The organism is Citrobacter sp. Cm038, assembly GCF_030333105.1.
GTDB classification, from domain to species: Bacteria; Pseudomonadota; Gammaproteobacteria; order Enterobacterales; family Enterobacteriaceae; genus Citrobacter; species Citrobacter murliniae.
In genome coordinates this window covers 144,265-157,003 of sequence record NZ_JAOWGO010000016.1, presented here as the reverse complement: position 1 = coordinate 157,003, position 12,739 = coordinate 144,265, and the positions used below count along the sequence as shown (strand labels likewise).

Genomic DNA, 12,739 nt, shown 5'->3' with positions numbered 1-12,739 from the left:
CTATTAGCCCCCGTTACGCTTCAGTTCCATCTCTTTGTGATGACGTTTTTCACCAATCATGACGACCACCAGCAGAATAACCGCCAGCACGCTGCCGCCAATCATCACCATAAAGCCGCCATCCCAGCCGAAGAAGTCAACGGTGTAACCGACAATGGCGCTTGCCGCCACAGAACCGCCCAGGTAACCAAACAGTCCGGTAAAGCCTGCCGCCGTACCCGCCGCTTTTTTCGGTGCCAGTTCCAGCGCATGCAGACCGATCAACATTACCGGGCCGTAGATCAGGAAGCCGATGATAATCATACAAGCCATATCAACGTTCGGGTTTCCTGCCGGGTTCATCCAGTAGACGATCGTCGCAATAGTCACCAGCGTCATAAAGAACACGCCAGTTGCGCCACGGTTACCACGGAAGACTTTATCCGACATCCAGCCGCATAACAGGGTGCCCGGGATACCTGCGTATTCATATAAGAAGTAAGCCCAGGAAGATTTATCCAGCGCGAAATGCTTCACTTCTTTCAGATAGGTCGGCGACCAGTCAAGGATGCCGTAACGCAGTAAATAGACGAACACGTTGGCGATGGCGATGTACCACAACAGTTTGTTCGGCAGAACGTACTGCATGAAGATCTGCTTCGCAGTCAGCTCTTCTTCTGCTTTTTCGTTGTAATCATCCGGATAGTCGTTCTTGTACTCTTCAATCGGCGGCAGACCGCAGGACTGCGGGGTATCGCGCATCAGAGCAAAGGCAAACAGGGCAACAACAATCGCGCCAAATGCCGGCATGTACAGCGCCGCTTTCCAGTCGTTAAACCAGGCCATCCCCAGCAGGAACAGCAGCGGTGGCAGACCACCACCAACGTTATGCGCGCAGTTCCAGACGGAAACGATGCCACCACGCTCTTTCTGTGACCACCAGTGCACCATGGTACGGCCACACGGCGGCCAGCCCATCCCCTGGAACCAACCGCAGAGGAACAACAGCACAAACATCACGGCAATGCTCGATGTCGCCCACGGTACAAAGCCCATAAACAACATCACTGCCGCAGCCAGAATCAAACCAGCAGGCAGGAAAACGCGCGGATTCGAGCGGTCCGAAACGGACCCCATGATGAATTTCGAAAAACCATAAGCGATGGAGATACCAGACAACGCAAAGCCCAGATCGCCACGAGAGAAACCCTGCTCAACCAGATAAGGCATCGCCAGGGCAAAGTTCTTACGTACCAGGTAGTACGCGGCGTAACCAAAAAAGATCCCCAAGAAAATCTGCCAGCGCAATCGACGATAGGTCGGATCGATCTCCGCTGCAGGCAAACGCGCTTTGTGTGGCGCCGGTTTAAAAATGCTCAACATATTGTAGCCTCCGTGGCCGTCTTTCGTTCGAAGGAAACACTGCAGTTTGTCGTAACAACCCTACCGCTCCCAGTGTGGCCGCGATGTTAAGGAATCATTCGGTGCAATAATGTGAATTACAGCACATATTGTTACAGTTTTATGACAAATGTTCATAAAGACGCACGGAATCACGTTTCATTTTCGAATTATGAGCGATTATGCGCGAAATCAAACAATCCATGTTTTTTATGTGGCTAAATGATAAAAAACGAACTGTGAGGAAAAACAATGAAAACTCGCGACTCGCAAACAAGTGACGTGATTATCATTGGTGGAGGAGCAACAGGTGCAGGGATCGCACGCGACTGTGCCCTGCGCGGCTTGCGCGTCATCTTAGTAGAGCGCCACGATATCGCTACGGGCGCAACGGGGCGTAACCATGGTCTGCTGCACAGCGGTGCGCGCTACGCCGTCACCGACGCTGAATCTGCTCGCGAATGCATCAGCGAAAACAAAATTCTGAAACGTATCGCCCGCCATTGCGTCGAGCCGACGGACGGTCTGTTTATTACGCTGCCGGAGGATGAACTCTCCTTCCAGGCCACCTTTATTCGCGCCTGTGAAGAAGCGGGCATCCGCGCAGAAGCGATAGACCCGCAGCAGGCGCGCATTATCGAACCGGCGGTAAACCCGCAACTGATTGGCGCAGTAAAAGTCCCGGACGGTACCGTGGATCCCTTCCGTTTAACCGCAGCCAATATGCTGGACGCACGCGAGCACGGAGCCGTGATCTTAACGGCCCATGAAGTGACCGGACTGATTCGTGAAGGAGCGACCGTCTGCGGCGTGAACGTACGTAACCATCTTACGGGTGAGATGCAATCCCTGCATGCACCGGTAGTGGTGAATGCCGCCGGGATCTGGGGTCAGCGTATTGCGGAATATGCCGATCTGAGCATTCGCATGTTCCCGGCGAAAGGTTCGCTGCTGATCATGGATCATCGCATTAACCAGCATGTCATCAACCGCTGTCGTAAGCCGTCCGACGCCGATATTCTGGTGCCTGGCGATACCATCTCGCTGATCGGTACGACCTCACAACACATTGATTACGACGATATCGACAGCAACCGTGTCACCGCAGAAGAGGTGGATATTCTGTTGCGTGAAGGCGAGAAGCTGGCACCGATTATGGCGAAAACGCGCATTTTACGCGCTTACTCCGGCGTGCGTCCTCTGGTTGCCAGTGATGATGACCCTAGCGGCCGCAACGTTAGCCGCGGCATTGTGCTGTTCGATCACGCCGAACGCGACGGGCTGGATGGGTTTATCACTATCACAGGCGGGAAGCTTATGACCTACCGCCTGATGGCGGAATGGGCGACCGACGCAGTATGTCGCAAACTGGGTAATTCCCGCCCTTGTACCACGGCGGATACCGCACTGCCTGGGTCGCAGGAATCTACCGAGCACACGCTAAAACGCGTCATCTCTTTGCCAGCACCACTTCGTGGCTCAGCGGTATACCGTCACGGCGATCGCACCCCAGCCTGGCTTAGCGAAGGTCGTCAGCACCGCAGTCTGGTCTGTGAATGCGAAGCGGTCACGGCGGGAGAAGTGCAATATGCCGTCGAGAATTTAACCGTTAACAGCCTGCTGGATTTACGTCGCCGCACCCGCGTCGGCATGGGGACATGCCAGGGTGAACTGTGTGCCTGCCGTGCCGCAGGTTTGCTGCAACGTTTTAATGTCACCACCGCGGCGCAATCCATCACTCAGCTATCCGAGTTCCTCAATGAGCGCTGGAAAGGCGTGCAACCTATCGCCTGGGGGGATGCGTTGCGCGAAAGCGAATTCACGCGCTGGGTTTATCAGGGATTGTGCGGTCTGGAAAAGGAGCACCAGGATGAAATTTGATACCGTCATTATCGGCGGCGGCCTCGCCGGACTGCTGTGCGGCCTGCAACTGCAAAAAAACGGTTTACGCTGCACGATTGTCACTCGCGGCCAAAGCGCGCTGCATTTTTCCTCCGGTTCACTGGATTTGCTCAGCACTCTGCCGGATGGTCAACCGGTCACTAACATTGAGACAGGGCTGGACGCGTTGTGCGCTCAGGCTCCTGCGCATCCTTATAGCGTTATCGGAACACAAAATGTGCTGGAACTGGCACAACAGGCACAGACTTTGCTGGAAGGATCCGGAGCACGTTTGCAGGGGGACGTTCACCAGGCGCATCAGCGTGTAACACCGCTGGGGACCCTACGTTCAACCTGGTTAAGCTCGCCGGAAGTCCCGGTCTGGCCACTGTCAGCTCAGCGCATCTGCGTGGTGGGCATTAGCGGCCTGCTGGATTTTCAGGCACATCTCGCTGCCGCCTCATTACAGCAGCGCAACCTCAGCGTCGAAACGGCTGAAATCGATCTGCCGGAACTGGATGTTCTGCGCGACAACCCAACCGAGTTTCGCGCCGTTAACATCGCACGCCTGCTGGATAACGAAGACAAATGGCCGCTGCTTTACGACGCGCTGCTGCCGCTAGCAAAAACCTGCGACATGATCATTATGCCAGCCTGCTTCGGACTGGCTGACTCCCGGCTCTGGCAATGGCTCAACGATCGTCTCCCCTGTTCGCTTAATTTACTGCCAACCCTGCCGCCTTCAGTCCTGGGCATGCGTCTGCATAATCAGTTGCAGCGCCAGTTTGTACGCCAGGGTGGGATCTGGATGCCTGGCGATGAAGTGAAAAAAATCACCTGTCAGGACGGGTTGGTGAGCGAAATATGGACCCGCAACCATGCTGATATTCCATTGCGTCCACGCTTCGCTGTACTCGCCAGCGGCAGTTTCTTTAGCAGCGGGCTGGTCGCCACTCGAGAGGCCATTCACGAACCGATTATGGGGCTGGATGTCCAGCAAACCGCGACCCGAGCAGAATGGTATCAGCGTGATGTATTCGATCCGCAACCGTGGCAACAGTTCGGCGTGACAACGGATGACGCACTGCGCCCTGCTCTTGCGGGAAAAACAGTAGAGAACATGTTTGCCATCGGTTCTGTACTTGGCGGATTTGACCCTATCGCACAGGGTTGTGGAGGCGGCGTATGCGCAGTTAGCGCCTTGCATGCCGCACATCATATTGCGAAACGTGCAGGAGGCCTGCAATGAGCGACACACGTTTTGAAAGCTGTATCAAATGCACAGTGTGCACCACCGCCTGCCCGGTCAGTCGTGTAAACCCGAGCTATCCTGGCCCCAAACAGGCTGGTCCGGACGGTGAACGTCTGCGTCTGAAAGATGGTGCGTTATATGACGATGCTCTGAAATATTGCATCAACTGCAAACGCTGCGAAGTCGCCTGCCCCTCAGATGTGAAAATTGGCGATATTATCCAGCGCGCGCGCGCCAAATACGACACGACGCGCCCGTCACTCCGTAACTTTGTCTTAAGCCATACCGATTTGATGGGCAGTGTTTCCACGCCGTTTGCGCCGATAGTTAACACCGCCACGTCGTTGAAACCGGTACGCCAGCTTCTTGATTACGCACTAAAAATCGATCACCGTCGTACGCTGCCGAAGTACTCCTTTGGTACATTCCGCCGCTGGTATCGCAGCGTTGCTGCCCAGCAGACACAGTATCAGGATCAGGTCGCCTTTTTCCACGGCTGCTTTGTGAACTACAACCATCCCCAGCTCGGCAAAGATCTGATTAAAGTGCTGAACGCGATGGGTACCGGCGTACAACTGCTGAGTAAAGAGAAGTGCTGCGGTGTTCCGCTGATCGCCAATGGTTTTACCGATAAAGCACGTAAACAAGCGGTAAGTAATGTGGCCTCACTCAGAGAAGCCATTGACGGGAAAGGCATTCCGGTGATCGCCACCTCTTCAACCTGTACCTTTGCGCTGCGCGATGAATACCCGGAAGTGCTGGATGTCGACAACTCAGGCCTGCGCGAACATATTGAGCTGGCCACCCGTTGGCTGTGGCGCAAACTGGATGAAGGCAAAACGCTGCCGTTGAAAACGCTGCCGCTGAAAGTGGTCTATCACACTCCCTGCCATATGGAGAAAATGGGCTGGACGCTCTACACGCTGGAGCTGCTACGACAAATTCCGGGGCTTGAATTGACAGTGCTGGATTCTCAGTGCTGCGGGATCGCCGGAACTTATGGCTTCAAAAAAGAAAACTATCCGACATCACAGTCTATTGGCGCCCCCCTGTTCCGCCAGATCGAAGAAAGCGGTGCGGATATCGTCGTTACCGACTGCGAAACCTGTAAATGGCAGATTGAGATGTCTACAAGCAAGCGCTGTGAACATCCGATCACTCTGCTTGCCAAAGCATTGGGTTAACGCTGCTCGCTACTGCCCGATGGTATTCCACCATCGGGCAAGCAAGTATCAATAACTGCTTTTGAGCTTTTGCACAGCCTTGTCAGATTTAAACATCGCCAACCTGCGATCCAGCGCTTCACTATAGAGCATCGTGTCCACGCCTACGGCAACAAAGTTCGCCCCCCACTGCAGACATTTTTGCGCCATCGCCGGATCGACAGCGAGAAATCCCGCTGCTTTTCCGGCTGCACGAATGCGACGGATGCTCTCTTCAATAATTCGCTGTACCTCAGGGTGCCCGGCGTTATCCGGATAACCTAAAGACGCAGAGAGATCTGCCGGACCGATGAAAACACCATCGATACCTTCCACATCCAGGATCGCGTCCAGATTATCCAGCGCCGTTTTACTTTCGACCTGCACCAACAGACAGAGCGACTCATTAGCCAGCGCCATGTAATTATCAATACGTCCCCAACGCGCTGCACGGGCCACGCTGGCCCCAACTCCACGCTCTCCCACCGGAGGATAACGCGTCGCGGAAACCACCTGACGTGCCTGTTCTGCGCTGTCCACCATCGGGATCAGCAGCGTCTGTGCACCGATATCCAGCACCTGCTTAATCAACGCCTTGCTGCCTTCAATCGGACGAATCACTGGCTGACTGGCATAGGGTGCAATAGCCTGAAGCTGGTGATAGAGGTCCTGTACCGTGTTCGGCGCATGCTCACCATCAATGAGCAACCAGTCATAACCCGATGTTGCTGCAATTTCCGCCATATAGGAGGTGGTCGAACTGAGCCACAAACCAATCTGGACTTCCCCTTTGCGCAGCGCTTCTTTAAAAGGGTTTGATAACAATGCGTTCATAACGATCCTTACAACGTAGATAAGATTAATGATGCACCGCGCCCATTTGCGAAGCAGGACGGCTGACTTTCAGGGTGAAGATAATGACTGAACCAATAACTGCGACACATGCCAGGGTCAGAAGCCCTGCTGCATCACTGGCAAAAACGGTTTCAGCTTTAACCCGCAAGATGGGAGCCAGAAATCCCCCCACCGCGCCAAACAGGTTTACAAAGCCAATACCCGCAGCCAGCGCGGTACCAGAGAGCAATTGAGTCGGCATTGTCCAGAACACCGGCTGGACGGCAATAAAGCCCGCGGCCGCCACACATAAAGCCAGAATAGCCAGCACCGGAGACACCAGACCGGAAACGCCAATCCCGATCCCTGCGGCTAACAACGTCAGGGCCGCCACATTGCGCCGGTCACCGGTACGATCGGAGTAGCGCGGGATGAGCCAGGTACCGAACAGGGCAACCACCCACGGAATAGCCGTCACCACGGACGCAGTAAAGCCAACTTTGGTTCCCAATAGTGCCGCAACCTGGGTGGGCAGGAAGAAGATCAATCCATAGACCGCTACCTGAATCGTCAGATAAATAATTGCCAGTTGCCAGACACGCCCATTGCGCAAAGCATCTGACAGTTTTGAGGTGACCTTTTTCTCTTCTTCGCTCGCCAGTTGACTGATGAGAACGGCTTTCTCTTCCGAATTAAGAAAGCGCGCCTGCTGTGGTGTGTCGTCCAGCCAGAAGAAGGTGAAAACGCCTGCACCAACCGCCAGCAAACCTTCGATAACGAACATCCAGAACCACCCCGGATGCCCCATAAAACCGTGCATTTCTAACAGCGCGCCGGAAAGCGGTGATCCCAGAGTTAACGCCAGCGGTGCCCCCATGTAAAACAGCCCCATAATGCTGGCGCGGTTACGCTGCGGAAACCATTGCGACGTCAGGTAGATCATGCCGGGGAAGAAACCGGCTTCCGCCGCCCCCAACAGAGTACGGATAATCAGGAACTTTGCTTCGGTATCCGCCCACGCCATAGCCGCAGAGAGAAATCCCCACAGCAGCGTGGTGGTGCCAATCCAGCTTCTGGCGCCAAATTTACGCATCAGCAGGTTGGCTGGTACGCCCAGGAACGCGTATACCACAAAGAAAATTCCCGCCCCTAGTGCATAGGCTTCATTACTCAGCCCGGTATCAATCTGATACGTCTCTTTGGCAAAACCAATGTTCGAGCGATCCAGAAATGCCAGCACATACAGCGCCAACATAAAGGGAATCAAACGCGCACGGTTTTTCTTCACTACACCGTCAAGTAAAGTGGTTGTCATCACAAGATCCTCAAAGAAATGAGGGCGTTGCCGTGGATAAGGCAACGCACTGGTCATTAGTGGCTGTAGGGGCGCTTCAGATTGCAGTCACGGTTAAGCTCGACGCCAAAGCCAGGCTTATCAAGTACCGACTTATGGATCCGTCCGTTCACCGGCACTGGCTCATCCAGCAGGATAGGGTCGAACTGCGGACGCATCGTTGAACAATCCGGGCTGGTCATCAGGAACTCACTAAACGGGGTATTCGTGAAAGTGATAACCGCATGGTGCGAATAGACCGATGAGCCGTGCGGCACCACCAGTTGTCCACGCGATTTGGCAATTGCGGCAATTTCCACCAGCGTGGTTAATCCACCACACCAGCCGACATCAGGCTGCATGATATCAATGCCGGTTTCAGACAGCGTACGGAAGGACTGCAGCGTGCCGTGGTGTTCACCGCTGGTCACCATCATGCCTGCCGGTGCATTGCGCTTCAGCTCACGATAACCTTCATATTGCTGTGGCGGCAGACACTCTTCGATCCATTTCAGGTTATGCGGCGCACAGGCATGCGCCAGTTTGGTGGCATAGTTCACGTCCTGGCTCATCCAGCAGTCGAGCATCAGCCAGAAATCCGGGCCACATTTCTCACGCATATCGGCCACCATCGCGGCATCTTTGCGAACACCCGCGTCCCCATCGTGCGGCCCCCAATGGGTCGGCATTTTTCCACCGATAAAGCCCAACTCTTTTGCCAGATCTGGACGTGCCCCGGTGGCATAGAACTGAATTTCATCACGAACCGCGCCACCCAGCAGTTTGTAGACCGGTAATCCCACAACCTTGCCAAACAGATCCCAAAGCGCGAGATCCACGCAAGAGATGGTGTTCATCACCAGACCGCCAGAGCCAGAATAATACATTGTGGCACCAAGCATCTGATCGTGAATGAGTTTAATATCACTGACGCATTTGCCTTCGATAAAGCGATTAAGATGCTTTTCGACAATAAAGCAGCCCATCTCTCCAGCCGTCGAGACTGCAAACCCCGTCTGACCGTTTTCTGCCTCCACTTCGACAATCAACGTCCCCAGCACGTTTATGCCGAAAGACTGGCGCGACTGTTCATACTCACGGTATTTGCTCATTGGCGTAGCAATGTGATCGTCAATCCAGTGATGAGCGCCCTGGTCATGATAATCACCACCGCCCGCCCCTTTCTCCGCCGTAGCACCGCCGGTAAACCAGGCACGAACATGTTTAATTTTTGGTAGGGTCATGATGTTCTCCATTATTATGATGCGAGTGAATCGAAGGGACTTTTCCAGCCCAACAGACGTGAAATATCTTTGGCGCAGGCAATTGCCTTCCCGGCCAGGTAATCACGATTCTCTTCGTTGATTTGTAAACGAGTGCCAACCACTGAAATCGCGGCAGTCAGCGTATTGCTGGCATTAAAAACGGGAGCGGCAACACAGCGAACATCCGGGTAATCCTCGCCATTATCAAAACTCCATCCACGCTGGCGAATGCGCTCCAGTTCATCATTCAGTTGCTGAGGATCAGCAATTGTGGTCGGCGTCGCCTTCTCCCATACCAACTGGTCAATAATGGTTTTGCGTACTGCAGCAGGCTGCCAGGCCAGCAAACATTTGCCGATGCCAGAGCGATACAGAGAAAGACTTTTTCCCTCATGAGAACGCACGCTGATGGTGGACGAGGATTCCACTTTCAGAATGTAATACGCGCTTTCGTGGTCGATGAGCCCCAGATGACAAAGCAGATCGGTTTCATCCATAAGCTGTGTCAAGCGCGGACGCGCCAGCTCACGCAGATCCATTTTGCTCAACGCATGCCCCGAGAGTTCAACCAGTTTGGTCCACAGGCAGTAGTTCTCCTGATGATCAATACTGAGAAAGCGCTGACGCTTCAGTTCGTTTAACAACAAATAAGCGGTGCTTTTCGGAATACCCAACGTATCCACAATCGTTGCGGCGCTGCACGGGCCGATACGCGCAATAAGATTGAGAATTTCTATCGCTCTGGTAAGCGCGGGGACTTTGCTTGATTCCAACATACTGGACTCCGGTCTGAGATACTGGAATCAGTGTGTTCGGTCAACAGGGTTAAAATTGTGAAGCACATCAAATCCCGCCTTTCTTCCAGCAGGCTGGAAAGATTACGTATAAAAATGTGAACCACAGCACGGATTTTTCCACAGGGAGTACAACAGGTTGGACAATAATGCAGGAGAAATTGCCGAATGGCGGGGGAACGTCTACTCACACACATAAGCAGACGTTCACTTAAAGCCCGATAAGCGCAGCGCTATCGGGCAATTTACAGGCTAGATCGTCAGCGACTCAACCACTTCAATCCAGCCGTGTTCGCTGGCAAGATCCTGCCCGTTTAGCCAGCGACGCAGCATATTTAGCGCCATCATCGCGCAGACTTCCTGACGAACCGGCAAGCTATAGCGATTCGCATTCAGTCGCACGCGCAAGGCATATGTACCATCGGGCGTTGCCAGGGCAAAGTTAATATGTTCGTTTTCGAAACCCGATACCGCCAACGCCAGCTCAGCATAATGGTTGCCGCGTCGTTCAGTTATCCAGTGCGCCGTTTGCGCCAGCGTTTCTTCCTGAGAAGGGACCACCTCGCTGGCCAGCAGTGGGGCGTTAGCACGGGAAAGTTGCAGAGCAACCAGACCACCGGTGAACTGTTCGCTCAACGTCAGGCTGTACTGGCGTTCCTGTAACTTACGGGCGATTTGCGCGGGTAATCCTTCCGTCCCCTCAAAAATCATGTTCTGTCCGGCGACCCGTTTAACTTCCGGCCACAGCGCCATCATCGCTTCACGTTGGGAATCCGGCCCGGTGAGTTTCAACTCGATAATCGGCATGGATGAGCGATACCCCATTGTCACCCCCGCTGGTAGTGACAGAGAATCCAGGCTCTGTGCCAGGTCGCTTTCAGAGCGGCCAAAGGTGGTTAATCGCAGACATAGAGGGGGCTGAGAGAGCGAGAAACGCTCACGCAAGCGCGGCAGGATCTCATGCTCGATCATGACTTTAAATTCTGACGGCACGCCCGGCGTAAAGAACATCAGGCAGCGGTTTAGCTTAACGGCAAAGCCACATGCAGTGCCCACCGGATTATTAATAAACTCCGCGCTGGCAGGAAGCTCGGCCTGTTTGCGATTGCTCGGCGCCATCACGCGGCCGCGCTCGCGGAAAAAGCTCTCCATCTGGGCCAGCCATGGCTCATGCAGCACCAGTCCCTCACCTTTTGCCGTTGCCGCTGCCAGTGCACTCAAATCATCGCTGGTTGGCCCTAAGCCGCCATTGACGATCAACACATCGGCGTGTTCACTACGCTCACGCAAGATAGCGACCAAATCGTCAAGATTGTCGCCTACCGTGTTACGGCGCGTTAACGGTAATCCCTGATTAAAGAAAAAATCGGCCAGCCAGGCAGCGTTGGTGTCGACGATCTGCCCGTGCAACACTTCATCCCCGGTGGATAGCATCTCCACATTTAACATTGTGTTCTCCTGCTTTTGTAATAGAAACACTATAACGCAATGCAGGGGGAACATGGAGAAGGAAGAGGAGTAAAACAGGCGCAGCAGAACGCCGCGCCAGGAAGATTAGAAGCTGGCGCTAACCCCAACGTACGGGCCGTCAGCAATCGCGTTATCACGGTTGCCATCTTTACCGGCCAGATTCAGGTAGCGATAACCCGCTTCAATGCTCAGTGGACGCATAATCGTCAGGCGCGCACCGGCATTCGCTTCTTCAAAGCTGTCGATACCGCTGGAGAGCGAGTCCGGAGAGTAATAGTATTCGCCAAACAGACGGAGGCTGTCGCCAATCGGCCACTGCAGACCACCACCAACAGCCGCCGCATAACCTTCATCACCATCCTTCGGATTGGTGTAAATACCTTTGCCGCCAACAGTAGCCAACAGCGGTCCAAGCGGGATATTCAGACCAAGACCCAGACCAGCCGCGTCGCCATCGTCATCGTTGTGCATCCAGTTGCCGCTTACCGCTAATCCGGTTGACTCGGTGCCAAAGCCGACGCCAATGTTGGTGTAATCTTCACCAGCCTGACCATTGATGCTGATGGCATTAGCCGATGCGGAAACAAACAGCATTCCGGCAAGTCCTAACAGTACGCTTTTTTTCATTTTTACCCTTTCCAGCAAGCAAGTAATTAATGTGCCCCAAAACCGCAGGATTGTACTGCCAACAGCAAAGGAATCAATGAGCTAAAAAAGCGATCTAATAACATATTGTAACGAAATACTACCCGAAACCGTTTCAATAAGTGACGATGGAATTGACAATAATCACTTTAACCAACGCGTCAGCTCCCGTATTCTTTTGCCTCATCTCTGTACATAAGGAACATAACCGTGCGTCAAAGGACAATTGTTTGCCCATTAATTCAAAATGAAGGCTGTTATTTGCTGTGTAAAATGGCCAACGATCGCGGTGTTTTTCCCGGTCAGTGGGCGTTATCGGGCGGTGGCGTGGAACCTGGCGAACGTATCGAAGAAGCCCTGCGACGGGAAGTAAGGGAAGAGTTAGGCGAGCAGCTTGTGTTGACCGATATCACCCCCTGGACCTTCAGCGATGATATCCGCTCCAAAACGTATGCTGACGGCAGGCAGGAAGAAATTTACATGATTTATCTGATCTTCGACTGCATTTCTGCCAATCGCGAAGTGAACATTAATGAAGAGTTTCAGGATTTCGCCTGGGTAAAACCAGAAGATCTTGGACATTACGACTTAAACATCGCCACCCGAAAGACATTAACATTAAAAGGATTACTGTAAGTACAAAGCTGCTTCTTAGAATCACCTCGCTGACTTAATATCTTTAT

At 53.5% G+C, this 12,739-nt stretch carries 11 protein-coding genes; 4 read left to right on the top strand and 7 right to left on the bottom strand.

Features of this window, described 5'->3' with window-relative positions; translation table 11 throughout:
- Positions 1–3: 3 nt before the first annotated feature.
- Complete coding sequence (gene glpT, locus OGY01_RS03055; protein ID WP_045445476.1) at positions 4–1,362, bottom strand: glycerol-3-phosphate transporter; 1,359 nt, start codon at positions 1,360–1,362, stop codon at positions 4–6.
- A 270-nt stretch (positions 1,363–1,632) separates the two neighbouring features.
- Here glpT and glpA point away from each other — a divergent pair, with 270 nt between their 5' ends.
- The 3 genes from glpA to glpC are packed head-to-tail and all read left to right on the top strand — an operon-like array spanning position 1,633 to position 5,697.
- Positions 1,633–3,261 carry an anaerobic glycerol-3-phosphate dehydrogenase subunit A gene (gene glpA / locus OGY01_RS03050; protein WP_286492374.1) on the top strand — a complete coding sequence of 543 codons (1,629 nt, stop codon included), beginning with the start codon at positions 1,633–1,635 and terminating at the stop codon, positions 3,259–3,261.
- Positions 3,251–4,510, top strand: a complete 1,260-nt coding sequence (gene glpB / locus OGY01_RS03045; RefSeq protein WP_286492372.1) for a glycerol-3-phosphate dehydrogenase subunit GlpB — start codon at positions 3,251–3,253, stop codon at positions 4,508–4,510. The genes glpA and glpB overlap by 11 nt, the downstream gene beginning before the upstream one ends.
- The gene (glpC, locus tag OGY01_RS03040; RefSeq protein ID WP_200010176.1) at positions 4,507–5,697 is read left to right on the top strand and encodes an anaerobic glycerol-3-phosphate dehydrogenase subunit GlpC; all 1,191 of its coding nucleotides are present in this window, start codon (positions 4,507–4,509) and stop codon (positions 5,695–5,697) included. Before glpB ends, glpC begins: the two co-directional genes overlap by 4 nt.
- Before the next feature lie 48 nt (positions 5,698–5,745).
- Here the strand turns inward: glpC and yfaU are convergent, their stop codons facing one another.
- The 6 genes from yfaU to OGY01_RS03010 form a co-directional block, all read right to left on the bottom strand.
- Complete coding sequence (gene yfaU / locus OGY01_RS03035; RefSeq protein WP_045445487.1) at positions 5,746–6,549, bottom strand: 2-keto-3-deoxy-L-rhamnonate aldolase; 804 nt, start codon at positions 6,547–6,549, stop codon at positions 5,746–5,748.
- Positions 6,550–6,574: 25 nt separating this feature from the next.
- Positions 6,575–7,864, bottom strand: coding sequence for an MFS transporter (locus tag OGY01_RS03030; RefSeq protein ID WP_286492370.1), 1,290 nt, complete (start codon positions 7,862–7,864; stop codon positions 6,575–6,577).
- A 56-nt stretch (positions 7,865–7,920) separates the two neighbouring features.
- Positions 7,921–9,126, bottom strand: coding sequence for an L-rhamnonate dehydratase (gene rhmD / locus OGY01_RS03025; RefSeq protein ID WP_200010180.1), 1,206 nt, complete (start codon positions 9,124–9,126; stop codon positions 7,921–7,923).
- A gap of 14 nt (positions 9,127–9,140) precedes the next feature.
- Positions 9,141–9,923 (bottom strand): IclR family transcriptional regulator, encoded by a 783-nt coding sequence (locus OGY01_RS03020; RefSeq protein ID WP_045445492.1) that lies wholly within the window; start codon positions 9,921–9,923, stop codon positions 9,141–9,143.
- A 270-nt stretch (positions 9,924–10,193) separates the two neighbouring features.
- Complete coding sequence (locus OGY01_RS03015) at positions 10,194–11,390, bottom strand: nicotinamide mononucleotide deamidase-related protein YfaY (protein ID WP_045445495.1); 1,197 nt, start codon at positions 11,388–11,390, stop codon at positions 10,194–10,196.
- 105 nt (positions 11,391–11,495) lie between these two features.
- Positions 11,496–12,038: a YfaZ family outer membrane protein gene (locus tag OGY01_RS03010; RefSeq protein ID WP_045445497.1), complete on the bottom strand. Its 543-nt coding sequence runs from the start codon at positions 12,036–12,038 to the stop codon at positions 11,496–11,498.
- Between the two features lie 228 nt (positions 12,039–12,266).
- Here OGY01_RS03010 and nudI point away from each other — a divergent pair, with 228 nt between their 5' ends.
- Complete coding sequence (gene nudI / locus OGY01_RS03005) at positions 12,267–12,692, top strand: nucleoside triphosphatase NudI (protein WP_200010182.1); 426 nt, start codon at positions 12,267–12,269, stop codon at positions 12,690–12,692.
- Positions 12,693–12,739: the final 47 nt, after the last annotated feature.